This window comes from Mesorhizobium sp. M0184 (assembly GCF_040322215.1).
Taxonomy (GTDB): Bacteria; Pseudomonadota; Alphaproteobacteria; order Rhizobiales; family Rhizobiaceae; genus Mesorhizobium.
In genome coordinates, this window is the sequence record NZ_JAMYSZ010000049.1 from 1 (window position 1) to 16,083 (window position 16,083).

The following is a 16,083-nucleotide window of genomic DNA, read 5'->3' on the forward strand; positions in this document are numbered from 1 at the left end:
GTTGGTGATTGGCGGAAGCAGACAAGATACCCAATCTCCCCCCTTGAGGGGGAGATGGCCGGCAGGCCAGAGGGGGGTGCTGTCCAGGGCGCTATCCCGCCGACCTCAGGTCGGCAACATCGGAACTTTCAAGGCCTGAAAAAAAACCCGCCTCGCGGGCGGGTCGTTGGAGCCCAATTGGCACCATACCCAAATTAGTAGCATAGCTGCCGGCACAAAGCAAGAACAAAGTTGCTGTGTTTTAGGGAAATCGCTTCAGGTTGGCATCGCGGCTTCATTCCAGCTTGGGTTCCTCGCCCCACGAAAGTGGGGGCGAGGAACCCAAGTCTACGCCTTGCCTGGAAAGCAACTAGACCCGGTAAATCCACTGTTCCGGCACGCGCACCGAAATCTCCTCGCCGGCCGTGATCGCGCCGGGCTTCTCGACCCAGGCGACGAGCCCACGCAAGCGCTTCGCCGCTTTCGGGAACAGCAGCGCGCCGGCCTCATGATCGGCCATCCCGGCATTCTCGGCGACCGACCTGCCCGCGATGCGGCAAGGCCCGTTCTGCGCGTCGATCTTGACGGTCGCGCCGCCTTTGAAGAACAGCTGCGTGCCGGACGGCAGCATCGAGAGGTGCGGCAGGCCTTCGATCAGGAGATTGGCGCCGATCCATTCCGGCTTGATCTCGGCGATGCCCATCCGTTCGGCGACGATTGCCAGTTCGTCCGCTGCCACGATCGACAATTGCCGCTCGTTGCGCATCTCGGTGCCGCGCGGATACCAGGGTTCCCGCCCGCCGGAGCGCCGCGTTGTGCCGGCGTGGAAATCGCCGTCGATGCCGTCGAAGCCGAGTTGCAACTTATCCACTGCCCGTGTCTCGAAATGATCGAACGGTGCGAGGTAAAGCGCGGCCACCATGGCGGCGAGTTTTCGCGCCGGCACGATCTCGACCGGAGTTTCGGTTGCGGGAAACATATCCAGCATTGGTTTCATTCCTTGCGACGGGGCGCAGTTAGCCGAAGTCGATTTACAGCGTCCAGTCGAAGTGAAGCTCAGTCGTCATACATGCCCTGAAGCGCGAAAAACCCGCGTCCGATTCGGCAGCGGGGTTTTCGAACTTATTGTCCGTGACGGAACTTCCACCGACCATTGTCTGCGTCAACCAGGTGAATCGTTTGTTTCCACCCAATTACCCAAGCCATCATTCCACTTTAAACGAATAAACCGTGAATACCGGATCCGCGCTGTTGAGGTTTACAAACTTGATGTGGTCATTCAGATTTTTATCCACTATCGGAAAAATTTCCTGATCACCGTTCGCCATTTTACATTCAAATCGAGCGCTAGCGGAAGTTTTTAATACCCTCACAGCAAATCTAGATCCTGTATATAAGGTGAGCGGCTTTTGCTCCTTATCCTCGTAAGTCTTTGAAATCTTTAGTTGAGGGACAGACGCGATGACGAGCACTCTGTCTGAATTGGTCTGGAAAATACGACTGGCGTGGCTCTCCTGAAGCCTCATAGGAGCAGCTCTCACAAAGGCACAAGGGTTGTCACCATCCAATTTTATACAGGTATAAGGTCCGTTTAGGTCAGCGTCTGTCTTTATAATATAGTTTTCTCTTGATGGTGATATTTCTGCAGTGCAATTCTTCTCCCCCCCGCCGCCAGTCTCGCATCCTCCCTGAGCCAATTCAGAAATCGGCTCTGCTGTTCTATTCTCAAAGGTAACAAAAAAGTCGCATTGCGCATATTTTCTGGAATCAAGAGCCTCATTAGCCAACGCGCTGGTGGCGAAGATTGTCGCAACGACCGTACACACTAGTGCTTTCATGATATCCCCCCAAAAGATAGTTATCAGAAAATCATAGTTTACTGATTTTGACAATGGACTTGTTTTTTGTGCAACCGCACGAGTAGTTTTCGACCCTGCCAGCCTCTACTGCCTGCTCTGCGAGACTCTGAACCATAGCTGGAAGCCGTGCCATGAGCAGTGCATCAGCCCTCTTCTGCTGCGCCTTCAGCAGGGCGGCATCGCCAATCAGATCGAGCAGCACGCGCTGCTGGAGCATCGCCAGCCATGGCGACAGTGCTTGGCAGCATTTCGACATCCTTCATCCGGCCCGCGACATACCATCGCCAGCGCCGATACAGATTTCACGCTCGGCGAGCGCGATAGTGGCATTGACCTGATTTGGATCGAGATAGGATTGGTGTGGCGCCCGGCAGCGCATCGCCCTTCTTGTTGATGCCAGTTACCTCGACCAGACGGGCCACCGTCTCATCCCGGCGATCGACAATGCGGCCGGTGAGTTGGTGCTGCGTCCAGCGTTGATGCTCGAATCAAGGCGGCTGATACGATTCGGCGCCGACAACCCCCTTCCAGGCTGGACCAGCTCCATTCCGCGCCCGTGCCGCATTGCTGTCGCGCTGCATCGGCTGATAATATCCGATCAGGTCAAGCCCGCGGAGGTTCATCATGCATCCCGCATCGGCAATCGCGCTGCTGTGGCTGCTCTGGGTGGTTTCATGGGCCGCGGCCGCCTTCTGGGCCGACCGGGCCGAAAAACGCGCCGGCTTCGGGGTGGAGCTTCCATCCCGCGCCGTCATGGTGCTCGGCACGATCCTTCTCTTCATCCCGGCGCACGGTTATGCCGGCCGGCTGAGGCTTTGGACGCCGAACCTTGCCGAAGCGTGGATCTGCGTCGCGCTGATTGCCGCCGGCCTGGCATTCGCCTGGTGGGCGCGGCTGCATCTTGGCCGCCTGTGGTCGGCCACGGTCACCGCCAAGGCCGCGCATCGCGTCGTCGACACCGGCCCTTACCGGCTGGTCCGCCACCCGATCTATACCGGGCTGCTTCTGGCGATCCTCGCCACCATGGCGGCGAAAGGCACGGTCTGGGGCGTTGCTGGCGCCATCCTCATCACCGTCGGCATCGTCATGAAGGCAAGGCTGGAGGAGCATTTTCTGCGCGGCGAACTGGGTCGCGCTTACGACGACTATGCCAGGCGCGTTCCGATGCTGGTGCCGTTCGCGCCGAGCTAATGCATGACGCCCAAAAGTGTGCAGCGGTTTTGGGACAACGACATGCGTAAAACAAAAATCTAAAGCATGCGCAACAGCGCGCCGCCGATCGAGTAGCCGGCGCCGAAGGCGCAGAGCAGGCCGTAGTCGCCGGCCTTCATGTCGGCATGGTTCTCCGACAGGGCGATGATGGCACCGGCGGCGGCGGTGTTGCCGAGGCGCTCCAGCACCATCGGCGCGCGGTCATGGTCGACGTCATGGCCGAACGACAGTTTCAGGATCATGGCGTTCATCCGTGCATTGGCCTGATGCAGCCAGAAGCGCCGGATCGCTTGCGGCGTCAGCCCGTGTTCGGCCAAGAATTCGACGATGAACTTGTGGCCGGCGACGGTGACTTCCTTGAACACCTTGTTGCCGATCTGCTTGATCAGATTGCCTTCCAGATCGATCATGTACGGATCGTCCTGGGCAGCGCGGGTATAATAACCGAGATTGGTGCGGATGCTGTTCGACATCTGCGTCCAGGCGCGCGTGTCGAGCACCTCGAAGCGCCCCGGCCGCTTCTCGCCTTGGGCAAGCCCTTCGACGATCATCGACACGGAAGCGTCGCCGAAGATGAAATGCGTCTGCCGGTCGCGAAAATTGAGATGCCCGGTGATGATCTCCGGCGTCGTCACCAACACGCGTTTGTGCGCCCCCGCCCGCACCAGATTGACGGCGATGTGCAATGCGGCCGCCGCCGACGAGCAGCCGAGCCCCATGTCGAAGCCGGCGCCTTTCGTGCCCAGCGCCTGCTGCATTTCGATGGCGATCGCCGGATAGGGCCGCTGATGGTGCGAGGCCGAGCAGATCACCAGGTCGATGTCGCCAGGCTTCAGCCCGGCATGATCGAGCGCCTTGCTGGCCGAAGCGATGCCGAACTCGGCCTCCAGCGACAGCGCATCGTCGGGCCGCGCCGGGAAGCGCGGCGCCATGCGGGTCGGGTCGAGGATGCCTTCCCGTTCGATGACATGGCGGGTCTGGACGCCCGAGGCATGGACGATGAAGGCACTGTCCGATTTCTGTAGCAGCGGCTCGCCCGAGACCTCGCGGCGGATGTTCTCCATGTCCACCCAGGCGTTGAAGGTGGCGACGAGTTCCTCATTGGTGATCGAAGCTTCGGGGATTTCAACGCCGATGCCGCTGATGATGACGCGATGCATTTCCAGTTCGTCCCGTGCGCAGGCGTTGCGGCTTCGCCGCAAAAAGCTCGGCGCAACCTCTTTTGCACCTAGCCAGTTTATGCCGGCTTAAATCAAGTCCCTGGGACGGGTCTTTACCAGGCGCAGAGCTTGGTATTGGTCTGCGGGTTGTTCCAGCAGGCACCGTCATCGCGGCTGCGCACGAATTGCCCGGGCAGCGGCACGTTGCGGCGGCCGAGATTGACATAGCCATAGGCAAAACCCGGTCCGTCGATTTCCAGGACGTAGGTCGGATAACCCGGCGCCGGGATGCGAAAGCTGCCGGCATCGTCCAGCGCCCGATAGCTGCACGAGAAATAGCCGTCGTCGCTGGTGAAGCAGCGCGCTCGCTTGGCCTCCGCCGATAGAGACAAGGCAAGCACAGCGGCCGCGCAAACGCTGCCGCCGAAAACGAGCTTTTTCAGTGTCATCATCCACCCCCATGGCCCATGAAGGGCCGTGCCCCAGCGAGATGCGCATGACGGCGAAAGCCGGTCAAGCATCCGCCATGCACTGTTTTTGGGTGTAGCTAAGAGTTTCTAAGCGGAACGCCGCGCCACGATGAAGAGACGGGGAAAGCGCAGCAATACCTTGCCGCTTGCCGTTTTCGGATAGGCTTCGCTGATCCTGGCCGTATAGCGCTTCAGGAAAAGCTGCCGCTCGTTCTCGTCGAGCGGATCGAGGAACGGCTTCAGCCCCGTCGACTTCACCCATTCGACGATCGCCTCGGCATCGGCCAGCGGATGGTTGTAGATCGTGTGCCAGATATCGAGCCGATCCGAGAATGGCGACAAAAGGTCGTAGTAGAACGCGACCGGCGGCAGCGGCGCGCGGGCCGCGCGCTCGAGCTTTTCGGCAAACGGCATCTCGGCCGCGGTCTCCCGCATCAGCCGGTGCGAAGGCTCGGCCATATTGTCCGGCATCTGCACGGCAAGCGCGCCGCCGGGCGCCAAAAATCCCATCAGCCGCTGGAAGACTGCCGGGTGCTCCGGCAGCCACTGAAACACCGCATTGGCAAAGATCACGTCGACCGGTTCGTTCGGCTGCCACGCCGCCGCATCCGCCAGCGCAAGGGTGACGCCGGGCAGGCGCGCCTTCGCCTTCTCGATCATGTCGAGGGAGGTATCGAAGCCGCTGATCTGCGCCTGCGGCCAGCGCTCGACCAGCAATTCGGTCGAATTGCCCGGCCCGCAGCCAATGTCGACCACCCGGCGCGGTTCTGGCACCGGCACCTGCGCAACGAGATCGCGCGCGGGGCGGGTGCGCTCGTCCTCGAACTTCAGGTAGAGGGCGGCGGACCAGTCGGCCATCTTGGTTCCTCAGATCATTTGAGAATTCGCCGCCCTGTAAATGTCTTACCGCGTCAGCCGCTTATACGTCATCCTGTGCGGATTGACGGCATCCGGCCCGAGTCTACGGATCTTGTCCTGCTCGTAATCCTCGAAATTGCCTTCGAACCATTCGACGTGGCTGTCGCCCTCGAAGGCGAGGATGTGCGTCGCCAGGCGATCGAGGAACATGCGATCGTGCGAGATGATGACGGCGCAGCCGGCGAAGCTCTCGAGCGCGTCTTCAAGTGCAGCCAGCGTTTCGGTATCGAGATCGTTGGTCGGTTCGTCGAGCAGCAGCACATTGCCGCCGGTCTTCAGCATCTTGGCGAGATGCACGCGGTTGCGCTGGCCGCCGGACAGGTTGCCGACCTTCTGCTGCTGGTCGCCGCCGCGGAAATTGAATGACGCGCAATAGGCGCGGGTGTTGGCTTCGAACTTGCCGAGCTTGACCACTTCGGCGCCGCCCGAGATCTCTTCCCAGACCGTCTTGGTCGGGTCGAGCGCGTCGCGGCTCTGGTCGACATAACCGAGCTTGACCGTCTCGCCGACGCGGATGGTGCCGGCATCGGGCTTTTCCTGGCCGGTGATCATGCGGAACAGCGTCGTCTTGCCGGCGCCGTTCGGGCCGATGACGCCGACGATGCCGCCGGGCGGCAGCTTGAATTCGAGATCGTCGATCAAAAGCGTGTCGCCAAAGCCCTTCGACAGGCCCTCGACCTCGATCACCACATTGCCGAGCCGCTCGCCATGCGGAATGACGATCTGGGTGTCGCTCGGACGCCGCTTGTCGGCTGCATCCAGCAGATCCTGGAAGGCCTGGATACGGGCTTTCGACTTGGTCTGCCGGGCTTTCGGGCTGGACTGGATCCACTCGCGCTCGCGGCCGATCGCCCGCTGGCGCGCATCGTCCTCGCGGCCTTCCTGCTTGAGCCGCTTGGCCTTGGCTTCGAGATATTTGGTGTAGTTGCCTTCGTAGGGGATACCGCGGCCGCGATCGAGCTCGAGGATCCAGCCGGTGACATTGTCGAGGAAGTAGCGATCGTGGGTGATGATCATCACCGCGCCCGGATAGGCCCGCAGATGCTTTTCCAGCCACGCCGTCGTCTCGGCGTCGAGATGGTTGGTCGGCTCGTCGAGCAGCAGAAGGTCGGGCTGGCGCAGCAAGAGCTGGCAAAGCGCGACGCGACGGCGTTCGCCGCCCGACAGCTTGGTGACATCGGCCTCCTTGGGCGGGCAGCCGAGTGCCTCCATCGCCATCTCGACCTGCTGTTCGAGATCCCAGAGGTTGAGCCGGTCCATCTCGTCCTGCAGCTTGGCCGACTCGTCCGCCGTCTCGTCGGAATAGTTCGTCATCAATTCGTTGTAGCGCTCGATGATGGCGGTCTTGGCGGCGACGCCTTCCATGACGTTTTCGAATACGTTCTTGTTCGGATCGAGCGCCGGCTCCTGCGCCAGGTAACCGACGGTAGCACCCTCGGCCAGCCAGGCCTCGCCGCTCCACTCCTTGTCGATGCCGGCCATGATCTTGAGGATCGTCGACTTGCCGGCGCCGTTGGGACCGAGGATGCCGATCTTGGCGTCCGGATAGAAGGACAGATGAATGTTCTCGAGCACCTTCTTGGTGCCGTAGGCCTTGTTGAGGCCGGCCATGTGATAGATGAACTGGCGTGCCACGCGCGCTTTCCCTGAAAAGTCGACTGATGTCGGATTGGATGGAAGTTGGGGGCTATGTAAGCGATGCGACCGCGAACGGCAAACAGTTTTGGCCCTAAAGCAATTCCAGGAAAAGCGTGAAACGGTTTTCCGTCCGGAATTGCGTCATAACAAAAAAGATGGAGCGGTTCAGCGGTTCCGTGAAACGATGACCCGCTCCAGGCGGATTTGGTCGCACCCACAAACGCTTAGCCGCTTCATTTCGTGCCGGCGCCCAGGCGAAAGCTCCGGTTAACCATTCGGCGTCAAACAATGTTGGATGGGAAATCGCTGGCAGCCGCGATTTCGGGGAGAGAGATCGGGCCGTGTTGAACAGTTTCCTGCTTTTTGCCGAAGCGGTTCTCTATTTCGGCATCATGGTCACGCTTTTCCGGTTCAGGGGCCGCATCGGCCTCGGCGTCTTTGTTTGCGCCCTTGGCGTCATGCATTTCCTGGAAACCTATCTCGCCAGCGTCTTCTACGTCGCGCTGCCGTTCGGCATGGTATCGCCGGGTTCGGCCGTGCTGTTTTCCGGCAAGCTGGTCATGCTGCTCCTGCTCTACATCAAGGAGGACGCGGCAACTGTCCGGCAGCCGATTTACGGCCTGCTGCTCGGCAATGCCCTGATGATCGGGCTCGTGCTGATGCTGCGCCTGCACGACATCGCACCGCTGCCCGAAGGCAAGCTTCCCGACATCGGCTTCATCGACGAGATGGGCTGGCTGATGGTGTGGGGCACGACGCTGCTGTTCGTCGACGCCATCCTGATCATTCTGCTCTATGAAAAGCTCGGCAAATATCTGCGCAAGGCGCTTTTCACCCGCATCCTGGTCTCCGTCGCCTGCGTGCTCACCTTCGACCAGGCAGGCTTTTTCACGGCGCTGCATTTCGTCACCGGTGCGCCGGTCGCGGTGTTCTTCGGCGGCTGGTTCGCCAAGATGGCAGCGGCCCTGGTCTACAGCACCATGCTGGTCGCCTATATCAGGTGGTTCGAGGCGCGGCAGGTGCCGGCGCCGCGCGGGCTTTCCGACATTTTCGACACGCTGACCTATCGCGAGCGTTATGAGGCGCTGGTCGAGCATGTCGGTCGCGACGGCCTCACCGGCCTCCTGCACAGGGGGCGCTTCGACAGCGATGGCGAGGCCGCCGTCGCCGCCAGCCTGCGGACCGCCAGGCCGCTCAGCCTGCTGATCATCGATGTCGACCACTTCAAATCGATCAACGACCGCTTCGGCCACGCCGAGGGAGACAAGGTGCTGAAAGCCCTGGCAATTTTGCTTGGCGAACTTGTCGGGACCGAAGATCAATTGTTCAGGATCGGCGGTGAGGAATTCGCCATCCTCGGCTGGCGTCCGCAGCCGCTCGCCAGGCTGCTGGGCGAAACCGTCAGGCAAGCGGTCAAGACGTCCGCGAGCACCAGCCGGTTCGACATTACCGTCAGCGCCGGCATCTCGACGGTCAGTGAGACGACCCGTTGCCTTGCCGATCTCTTTGCGCTGGCCGACCAGCGTCTCTACAAGGCCAAATCCACGGGACGCGATCGCGTTGTCGGCGAACCGGGCGGCAACGAAGCAGACGCCCGCAACACATGGACCAGGCCGGAGCGCAGCGCCGGCGCGTAACGCTGCCCAGGCCTGCGATTGGCTCAATCAGGATTGTTTGCGCCGCTGCCATCCGCCGATCGCAACCGAAACCGCCATCAGCGCGATCGCCAGCCATTTCAACGCGGTAATAATCGGGCCGGCTTCGATGTCGTAGGCAATGAACAGAAGAATGCCCGGTACCAGCAGGCCGCAGAGCACGAGCGTGATCCGGTTGATCTGCCATGACACTTTTGCCGCAAGCGCCTGGTCGCCGGGCACGGCGACAAGCGCGGCCCGCATTGCCTTCGGCGCCACCAGCGTGGTCGAAAGACGCAGCGAAATCGGCAGGCCGATGCCGATGATCAGGAAGGCGCATGCCGCCAGGAGCAGCGAAAACTTGATCGCACTGCTTTCGGCCGGTACCGGGAACAGCAGCGCCGCCAGCGGCAGGAAGACACAGAAGATCCCGAGCGCGGCGATGGCGATGAAGATCGCCGCGTTGACCAGTGTGAACAATTGGTAGGTGCTGCCGCCGACGGGTTTGGCGAGCGTGGTCATGCGCACCCACTCCACTTCGGTGTAGGAAAAGCCCGGCCACTCCATATGGCCGTCGCGGATCGCCGTCATGCCCTTGGCCCAAAACGCCAGCCGCGCCAGCGCGCCGCCCGTCATGCCACTCATCGCCGCCCCCTATGAATGATGCCCCCGGGATCATACCATCCCCGGTGCAAAGCGACAGTCGCGTACGGCCTGTTTACTGGAACCCGACGGCATCGACCGCGCCCTTCGGGCAGCCAGCCTTGGCTGTCGGCGCCGAGGCAAGCAGCAGGGCACCGAGCGAAGCGTTCGAAGCGATCGGGCCGGTCAGGCCGAGCGTCAGTTCGCCGATCAGCCGCCTGCCGTTCGAAGGATCGACCACGCAGGACACGCGGACCCGGTCGCCCGCGCCTTTGCCGAAGGCACTGTCGAAGGTGCTGCGGATCTGATCGGACGTGAGCTGCTTGCCGACGCTCTTGGTGAAGAGATCGCGCACCGGCGAAGCGTTCACCGCGTGCATCAGGTTCAACGCGTCGGCGAAATACTCCTGCTGGCTCTTGCCGTAGCAGGTGCCGTGCTTGATCCATTCATGCCTTTCGAGGGCGGATGCGGTGCCCGGCATCACCTGGTCGAGTTCCGCTCGCGTTTTCGGGTCAAGGGTGACCGGCGGCAAGTCTCGCCAGTGCGCCGGATCGTCGTTCGCCTTGTCGCTTGCGGCGACCTGGCAATAGAAATTTCCGTTCGGCTGCGGCCACAACCCATGCAAGGTGAAGTGGGTCGCCTCGAAACCGGCGGCGGTCTGCGCACGGCATTCGGCCTTGCTGGATTTGGTCTCGCAGAAAGCCGGCTGCCAGCTCAGCGCGAAGACATATTCCGGCTTTCCGGACGCCGATGGCTTGTTCGGCTCGGCAGGCGCCGGTGCAGCCGGCATCGTCGACGCGCTGCCGCCCGAAACACGACCGCAGCTGATCTTGACCCAGCGGCGCTCCGGATCGGCGCCCGGCACGCGAATGAGATAGTGCGTGGGCGCATCCTTGTTGCCGGCCAGCAGATCATAACTCTGACCAGCCGCGGTTGAGACATTGCCGGGATTCTTGCCGCTCTTGATCGCCTGCGTTGCCGGACAGGCGGCATCGGCGACGAAAGAGCCGGTCATCTTCACATCGGCCCGTGCCGCGCTTGCGCCAGCAAACGCAACAAACACCGCCCCCCATATCGCCCAAATCCGCATTCCGGCACTCCTCGTGATTCACGCCGCAAGCTAGAAACTTGCGACATGTCAGAATTACGATTTCTTTCGCCGGCCGTAAAAACAATCGCCAGCGCATTGAGACGGCTCCCGCGTGGTCGATCAGGATCCGCCCGCCTCCACCCGTTCCGTCAGGGTGCGCAGCAGATCAAGCGAGGCTTTCAGCGCGTCGGCGTCCATACCCTCCGAAACGCGGTTCGCCCAAACATGCTGGCGTGTGCCGATATTCTTGACCGCTGCCCGGCCGGCATCGGTTATCGACAACAGCTTGGCGCGGCGATGCGCCGGGTTGTCGGCGTAGGCGGCAAGCCCCTCCGCAGCCAGTATATCGGCCAGCCGCTGTACACTCTGACGGGCGAGACCCATGTCGCGGGCGATGTCGGCCACAGATTTCGGCTCCTTCAAAACTGCACCCAAAACCTGCCAGCGCGCTGCCGTCAGCCCGGTTGGAGCGGCCAGCCGGTCGGCCGCATCCAGAAAACTGCCGTTCATCCTGAACACGGCAAGCACCAGTTCGGTGAGCACATTTGCCGCTTCGGTCCTGGTCGTCATTTCTGGCCGGCCTCGATGGTCGCGACGAAATTATTAACGGCTTCGGCTACGACCTCGGGCTTGTCAAGCATCACCCAATGGCCGCTGCCCGCCACGATCTGGCGCGGAATGTCCGTACGCAGCCGGTAGAGCGCGGCTGGAGTGTCACTGGCCTCGGTAGCCAATACGAACATAGGCCCGCGATACGCATCGAGTGCCGGCTCCGGGTTCCATTCGGCCAGTGCCTTGCCGACACCTGCCCTCGCCGCCGGATCGACCACTGCCGCATCGGCCAGAACACGCTGGCGAACAGCCGCGTTAGGGCCGGCAATCGACATGTAATAGGCGTTCAGGACATCACGGCCTTGCGGACCGGCCAGATCGCGGACAAAGCCGTCACGAATCGCCTGCGGCAGCGCACGAGGATCGGTCGCCGGGTCGACGAGCAAGACACCGGCGACCCGGTCGGCATGGCTGGCGGCATAAGCGAGCGCCACGCCACCGCCGCCGCTGTGCGCGACAATGAGAAACCGCTTCATGCCAAACGCGTCAGCCACGGCACCGACATCCATTGCACGACCGTCATAACCATAGTCACCGTCCTGCGCCGGCGCGGAGGCGCCATGACCGCGAAAATCGAAGGCTACCGCCTCGCGGCCTTCGACGGAGAGCTGCATCACCCGGTCCCAGTGGGAAGCGCGGCTGCAATCTCCATGCAGGAACATGATCGGCAGGCCATTGCCGGCGTTGATCCTATAAGTGGCAAGCTGGCCTTGCGGGCCTGGAACAGTGGACGTCATCATGGTCATCTCCCTGGTTTCCTGACTGAACGCAGCAATCCCTGACAACAGGGTGGCCGTCGTGAAGGCGAAGCCCGCCAGCAAGATTGCACGCCGCGAAATGGCCCCGGTGGTTTCATAGTCATACCCCCATGCTGCCGCTGACCATTTGACAGTATGCTGTCATGTAATCACATTGACAGCATGCTGTCAACTACCGTCGAATGGGTACCCTACGTCTCTTGACGTCGATCGCTGCGTCGCCCAACAGTCGCCGACGGGAGCGAGACATGCCATTTGACAAGCAGAGGATGCTGGCATCGCCGACCGGCGCCGAGCTCAACCTTTATGTGAAGCACGCCATCGGCCAACCGCGCGCCATTGTCCAGGTCAATCACGGGTTGGCCGAGCACGCGGCGCGCTATGCCCGTTTCGCCGATTTCCTTGGCGAGCGCGGCTACCAGGTCTACGCGCACGACCACCGTGGCCACGGCGCCACCAAGGCGCCCGACGCGCCACCTGGCAGGTTCGCCGATGCGGATGGCGGTGCCAAGGTCATCGCCGATGTCGCCGCCGTCCATGATCTCATCGCCAGGGAACAGCCGGGCCTGCCGGTCATCGTCTTCGGTCACTCCTTGGGCGCGTCGGTCTCGCTGAACTTTGTCCTCCGCCACTCGGCGCGCATCCATGCCGCCGCGATCTGGAACGGCAATTTCTCGGCCGGACTGCTCGGCCAAATCGCGCTGGCCATGCTTGGCTGGGAAAAGTTCCGGCTTGGCTCAGACGTGCCGTCGCGCCTGCTGCCCCGGCTGACGTTCCGGGCCTGGGGCAAGGCGGTGCCCAATCACCGGACGCCGTTCGACTGGCTGTCGCGCGATGCCGTTGAAGTCGAGAAATACATCGCCGACCCGCTTTGCGGCTGGGACGCATCGGTGTCGATGTGGCAGGACATCGTCATGATGACGCTGCATTGCGGCAGCGACCGCAATTTTTCCGGCGTGCGGCGCGACCTGTTCGTCAATCTGGTCGGAGGCGAGCAAGATCCGGCCTCGGACGGCGGCAAGGCGGTCAGCCATCTTGCCGGCCGGATGCACATGATGGGTTTTTCGAATCTCGTTTCAAAGGTTTACGCCAAAACCCGCCACGAAAGCCTGAACGAGGTCAACCGAGACATCATCATGGAGGATTTTGCCGCCTGGGCCGACCGCGTGCTGAGGGCACAGTGATACTGGCCCATTGCAAGGGCCGTGACAGCGGCGCGCGGGATTGATAGAGGCTGCGCTTTCGATCAACCACGGTGATCCATGACTGAGCCTCCGCTCAAAGGCATCCGCGTCATCGAACTCGCACGCATCCTCGCCGGGCCATGGGCCGGACAGCTGCTTGCCGACCTCGGCGCCGACGTGATCAAGGTCGAGAGCCCGGACGGCGGCGACGACACCCGCAAATGGGGACCGCCCTTCGTCATCGGCCATGACGGCGAGAACCTTTCGGCCGCTTATTACCATTCCTGCAACCGCGGCAAGCGCTCCATCGCCATCGACTTCTCGACGCCCGAGGGTGCCGAGACGGTGCGCCGGCTGGTCGCGACATCGGATGTGCTGATCGAAAACTTCAAAGTCGGCGGACTGAAGAAATACGGCCTCGACTATGACAGCCTGAGGAAAATCAACTCGCGGCTGATCTATTGCTCGATCACCGGTTTTGGCCAGTCGGGACCGTATGCGCCGCGTGCCGGCTATGATTTCATCATCCAGGGCATGGCCGGCATGATGTCGATCACCGGCGAAGCCGGCCGCGAACCGCAAAAGGCGGGCGTCGCTATTTCAGATGTTTTCACCGGGCTTTATTCGGTCATCGCCATCCAGGCGGCGCTTCGCCATGCCGAGAAGACCGGCGAAGGCCAGCATATCGACATGGCGCTCTACGACACCCAGATCTCGACGCTCGGCAACCAGAACCTCAACTATCTCGTCTCCGGACAGTCGCCGGTGCAGATGGGCAATGCGCATATGAACATCGCGCCCTACGAAGTGGTGCCGGTGAAAAATGGCCACATCATTCTGGCGGTCGGCAATGACGGCCAGTTCGCAAAGTTCTGCGCTGCCGTCGGCCTCGACGAGCTGGCGTCGAACCCTGACTTCGCCACCAATCCCGCCCGCGTCGCCAACCGGGCAAAGCTGCGCGAGCATATGATCGAGGCGCTGAAAGCCTTCGATCGCGACCCGTTGCTGGCCAGACTTGAGACTGCCGGAGTGCCGGCCAGCCCGATCAACAACATCGGCCAGATGTTTGCCGACCCGCAGACCATAGCGCGCGGCATGCGGCTCGACCTCGATGACGGCCATGGCAATCTCTTGCCCTCGGTGCGGGCGCCGATGGTCATGTCCGGCACGCCACTGGTCTATGAGCGCCCGTCGCCGCGTCTCGGCGAACACACCCAAGAAATCCTTGCCGAACTGGAGAGGTCAGGAAAATGAAGACCGGCGGACAACTCATCGTCGATGCGCTCGAAGCCAACGGAACGGACCGTATCTATTGCGTACCTGGCGAATCCTATCTGGCGGTGCTCGACGCGCTGCATGATTCACCGATCCGCACAATCGTCTGCCGCCAGGAGGGCGGTGCCGCAATGATGGCCGACTGCCATGGCCGCCTGACCGGCAGGCCCGGCATCTGCTTCGTCACCCGCGGCCCAGGCGCCACCAACGCCTCGGCCGGCATCCACATCGCGATGCAGGATTCAGTCCCCCTCATCCTGTTCATCGGCCAGGTCGCCAGCCACGCCAAGGGGCGCGAGGCCTTCCAGGAGGTCGACTACGTCAGGTTCTTCGGCGATATCGCCAAATGGGTGGTCGAGATCGACGACGCCGCACGCATACCCGAATTCGTCACACGCGCCTTTGCGGTGGCGATGTCCGGTCGCCCGGGCCCGGTCGTCATCTCGCTGCCCGAGGACATGCTGACCAGCCTCGCCGAGGCACCGGACGCCCGGCATTATACCCCTGTCGAGACGCGGCTTGGCGAAGCCGAGCTCGATGCGCTGGAAGAGCTGCTCAACAAGGCAAAGCGGCCCTTCGTCATCCTCGGCGGTACGCGCTGGGACGCGCAGGCCGTTGCACGGATGCGGACGATAGCCGAAGCCTGGTCGCTGCCGGTCGGCTGCTCCTTCCGCCGCCAGATGCTGTTCGACCATCTCCACCCGAACTATGCCGGCGATGTCGGCATCGGCATCAATCCCAAGGTAGCAACCGCCATCAAGCAGGCCGACCTTGTGCTGCTGATCGGCGGCCGCATGGGCGAGATGCCGTCATCCGACTACACGCTGCTGAAGAGTCCCTACCCCGACCAGACGCTGGTCCATATCCATGCCGACGCCGGCGAACTCGGCCGCGTCTACCGGCCGGCGCTGGCGATCAATGCCTCGCCTGCCGCTTTCGTCGAAGCCTTTGCCAGACGCAAGCCGGCCGCAACGCCGGTGTGGGCGGCTGAGGCAGCGAAGCTGCACGCCGCCTATCTCGACTGGTCGACGCCTCCGGAGAGCGGCCCGGGCGCCGTGCAGATGGGGCCGATCATGAATTATCTCGAGACGATGCTGCCGGACGACGCCATCCTCACCAATGGCGCCGGCAACTATGCCACCTGGGTGCATCGTTACCATCGCTTCCGACGTTTCGGCACGCAGGCAGCCCCCACATCCGGCTCGATGGGCTACGGCACGCCGGCGGCGGTCGCCGCCAAGCAGCTTTTCCCCGACCGCGACGTGATCGCCTTCGCCGGCGACGGCTGTTTCCTGATGAACGGCCAGGAATTCGCCACCGCCGTGCAATACGGGCTGCCGATCATCGTCATCGTCGTCAACAATGGCATCTACGGCACCATCCGCATGCATCAGGAGCGCGAATATCCCGGCCGTGTCGTCGCCACGGACTTGAAGAATCCCGACTTTGCTGCTTTGGCCCGTGCCTATGGCGGCCATGGCGAGACGGTGGAAAAGACCGCCGACTTCGCCGCGGCCTTCGAGCGAGCGCGGGCCAGCGGCAAGCCGTCGATCGTAGAGATCAGGCTCGACCCTGAAGCCATCACGCCGACCCGCACGATGACCCAGATTCGCGACAAGGCCTGACAAAACAGGATGATTGCCCTGTTTTGT

Annotated in this window: 16 protein-coding genes; 5 read left to right on the forward strand and 11 right to left on the reverse strand. The window is 62.2% G+C overall.

All coding sequences use genetic code 11. From position 1 onward, the window contains the following. Positions 1 to 349: 349 nt before the first annotated feature. The 3 genes from NKJ23_RS31945 to NKJ23_RS31955 all read right to left on the reverse strand — a co-directional run bounded on the left by NKJ23_RS31945 (position 350) and on the right by NKJ23_RS31955 (position 2,094). Positions 350 to 967, reverse strand: a complete 618-nt coding sequence (locus NKJ23_RS31945; RefSeq protein ID WP_352684674.1) for an MOSC domain-containing protein — start codon at positions 965 to 967, stop codon at positions 350 to 352. Positions 968 to 1,184: 217 nt separating this feature from the next. Then, positions 1,185 to 1,817, reverse strand: coding sequence for a hypothetical protein (locus NKJ23_RS31950; protein WP_352684676.1), 633 nt, complete (start codon positions 1,815 to 1,817; stop codon positions 1,185 to 1,187). Positions 1,818 to 1,848: 31 nt separating this feature from the next. After that, positions 1,849 to 2,094, reverse strand: a complete 246-nt coding sequence (locus NKJ23_RS31955) for a hypothetical protein (protein WP_352684679.1) — start codon at positions 2,092 to 2,094, stop codon at positions 1,849 to 1,851. Positions 2,095 to 2,462: 368 nt separating this feature from the next. Here NKJ23_RS31955 and NKJ23_RS31960 point away from each other — a divergent pair, with 368 nt between their 5' ends. Continuing rightward, positions 2,463 to 3,029, forward strand: coding sequence for a methyltransferase family protein (locus NKJ23_RS31960; RefSeq protein ID WP_352684680.1), 567 nt, complete (start codon positions 2,463 to 2,465; stop codon positions 3,027 to 3,029). A gap of 59 nt (positions 3,030 to 3,088) precedes the next feature. On the opposite strand, the gene NKJ23_RS31965 is transcribed toward NKJ23_RS31960, so the two are convergent. The 4 genes from NKJ23_RS31965 to ettA all read right to left on the reverse strand — a co-directional run bounded on the left by NKJ23_RS31965 (position 3,089) and on the right by ettA (position 7,233). Further along, entirely contained in the window at positions 3,089 to 4,210 is a 1,122-nt protein-coding gene (locus tag NKJ23_RS31965) for a beta-ketoacyl-ACP synthase III (RefSeq protein WP_352684681.1), read from the reverse strand. Between the two features lie 113 nt (positions 4,211 to 4,323). After that, complete coding sequence (locus NKJ23_RS31970; protein WP_352684682.1) at positions 4,324 to 4,659, reverse strand: hypothetical protein; 336 nt, start codon at positions 4,657 to 4,659, stop codon at positions 4,324 to 4,326. 108 nt (positions 4,660 to 4,767) lie between these two features. Next, positions 4,768 to 5,538, reverse strand: coding sequence for a trans-aconitate 2-methyltransferase (gene tam / locus NKJ23_RS31975; RefSeq protein ID WP_352684685.1), 771 nt, complete (start codon positions 5,536 to 5,538; stop codon positions 4,768 to 4,770). 45 nt (positions 5,539 to 5,583) lie between these two features. Continuing rightward, the gene (ettA, locus tag NKJ23_RS31980) at positions 5,584 to 7,233 is read right to left on the reverse strand and encodes an energy-dependent translational throttle protein EttA (RefSeq protein WP_352684687.1); all 1,650 of its coding nucleotides are present in this window, start codon (positions 7,231 to 7,233) and stop codon (positions 5,584 to 5,586) included. A gap of 344 nt (positions 7,234 to 7,577) precedes the next feature. Between ettA and NKJ23_RS31985 the strand changes: the two genes are divergently transcribed. Continuing rightward, positions 7,578 to 8,873 carry a GGDEF domain-containing protein gene (locus NKJ23_RS31985; protein ID WP_352684690.1) on the forward strand — a complete coding sequence of 432 codons (1,296 nt, stop codon included), beginning with the start codon at positions 7,578 to 7,580 and terminating at the stop codon, positions 8,871 to 8,873. A 27-nt stretch (positions 8,874 to 8,900) separates the two neighbouring features. Here NKJ23_RS31985 and NKJ23_RS31990 read toward each other — a convergent pair whose 3' ends face one another. The 4 genes from NKJ23_RS31990 to NKJ23_RS32005 form a co-directional block, all read right to left on the reverse strand. After that, positions 8,901 to 9,515 (reverse strand): hypothetical protein, encoded by a 615-nt coding sequence (locus NKJ23_RS31990; protein ID WP_352684691.1) that lies wholly within the window; start codon positions 9,513 to 9,515, stop codon positions 8,901 to 8,903. A 73-nt stretch (positions 9,516 to 9,588) separates the two neighbouring features. After that, on the reverse strand, positions 9,589 to 10,602 hold the full coding sequence (locus NKJ23_RS31995; protein ID WP_352684693.1) for a ribonuclease T2 family protein: 1,014 nt from the start codon (positions 10,600 to 10,602) through the stop codon (positions 9,589 to 9,591). Positions 10,603 to 10,722: 120 nt separating this feature from the next. Further along, positions 10,723 to 11,172 (reverse strand): MarR family winged helix-turn-helix transcriptional regulator, encoded by a 450-nt coding sequence (locus tag NKJ23_RS32000; protein ID WP_023675882.1) that lies wholly within the window; start codon positions 11,170 to 11,172, stop codon positions 10,723 to 10,725. Further along, a complete protein-coding gene (locus NKJ23_RS32005) occupies positions 11,169 to 11,954 on the reverse strand; it encodes an alpha/beta fold hydrolase (protein ID WP_352684694.1) in 786 nt (261 codons plus the stop codon). The genes NKJ23_RS32000 and NKJ23_RS32005 overlap by 4 nt, the downstream gene beginning before the upstream one ends. A gap of 266 nt (positions 11,955 to 12,220) precedes the next feature. Between NKJ23_RS32005 and NKJ23_RS32010 the strand changes: the two genes are divergently transcribed. The 3 genes from NKJ23_RS32010 (at position 12,221) to NKJ23_RS32020 (ending at position 16,056) form a co-directional block, all read left to right on the forward strand. Beyond that, a complete protein-coding gene (locus NKJ23_RS32010; protein ID WP_352684696.1) occupies positions 12,221 to 13,156 on the forward strand; it encodes an alpha/beta fold hydrolase in 936 nt (311 codons plus the stop codon). Between the two features lie 78 nt (positions 13,157 to 13,234). Next, the gene (locus tag NKJ23_RS32015) at positions 13,235 to 14,410 is read left to right on the forward strand and encodes a CaiB/BaiF CoA transferase family protein (protein WP_352589400.1); all 1,176 of its coding nucleotides are present in this window, start codon (positions 13,235 to 13,237) and stop codon (positions 14,408 to 14,410) included. Beyond that, positions 14,407 to 16,056: a thiamine pyrophosphate-binding protein gene (locus NKJ23_RS32020; RefSeq protein WP_352684698.1), complete on the forward strand. Its 1,650-nt coding sequence runs from the start codon at positions 14,407 to 14,409 to the stop codon at positions 16,054 to 16,056. Before NKJ23_RS32015 ends, NKJ23_RS32020 begins: the two co-directional genes overlap by 4 nt. Positions 16,057 to 16,083: the final 27 nt, after the last annotated feature.

Bases quoted from the DNA above. Each gene is read 5' to 3' on its own strand.
- NKJ23_RS31945 (WP_352684674.1), bottom strand. From the start codon at position 967: ATGCTGGATATGTTTCCCGCAACCGAAACTCCGGTCGAGATCGTGCCG.
- NKJ23_RS31950 (WP_352684676.1), bottom strand. From the start codon at position 1,817: ATGAAAGCACTAGTGTGTACGGTCGTTGCGACAATCTTCGCCACCAGC.
- NKJ23_RS31955 (WP_352684679.1), bottom strand. From the start codon at position 2,094: ATGTCGAAATGCTGCCAAGCACTGTCGCCATGGCTGGCGATGCTCCAG.
- NKJ23_RS31960 (WP_352684680.1), top strand. From the start codon at position 2,463: ATGCATCCCGCATCGGCAATCGCGCTGCTGTGGCTGCTCTGGGTGGTT.
- NKJ23_RS31965 (WP_352684681.1), bottom strand. From the start codon at position 4,210: ATGCATCGCGTCATCATCAGCGGCATCGGCGTTGAAATCCCCGAAGCT.
- NKJ23_RS31970 (WP_352684682.1), bottom strand. From the start codon at position 4,659: ATGACACTGAAAAAGCTCGTTTTCGGCGGCAGCGTTTGCGCGGCCGCT.
- tam (WP_352684685.1), bottom strand. From the start codon at position 5,538: ATGGCCGACTGGTCCGCCGCCCTCTACCTGAAGTTCGAGGACGAGCGC.
- NKJ23_RS31990 (WP_352684691.1), bottom strand. From the start codon at position 9,515: ATGAGTGGCATGACGGGCGGCGCGCTGGCGCGGCTGGCGTTTTGGGCC.
- NKJ23_RS31995 (WP_352684693.1), bottom strand. From the start codon at position 10,602: ATGCGGATTTGGGCGATATGGGGGGCGGTGTTTGTTGCGTTTGCTGGC.
- NKJ23_RS32000 (WP_023675882.1), bottom strand. From the start codon at position 11,172: ATGACGACCAGGACCGAAGCGGCAAATGTGCTCACCGAACTGGTGCTT.
- NKJ23_RS32005 (WP_352684694.1), bottom strand. From the start codon at position 11,954: ATGATGACGTCCACTGTTCCAGGCCCGCAAGGCCAGCTTGCCACTTAT.
- NKJ23_RS32010 (WP_352684696.1), top strand. From the start codon at position 12,221: ATGCCATTTGACAAGCAGAGGATGCTGGCATCGCCGACCGGCGCCGAG.
- NKJ23_RS32015 (WP_352589400.1), top strand. From the start codon at position 13,235: ATGACTGAGCCTCCGCTCAAAGGCATCCGCGTCATCGAACTCGCACGC.
- NKJ23_RS32020 (WP_352684698.1), top strand. From the start codon at position 14,407: ATGAAGACCGGCGGACAACTCATCGTCGATGCGCTCGAAGCCAACGGA.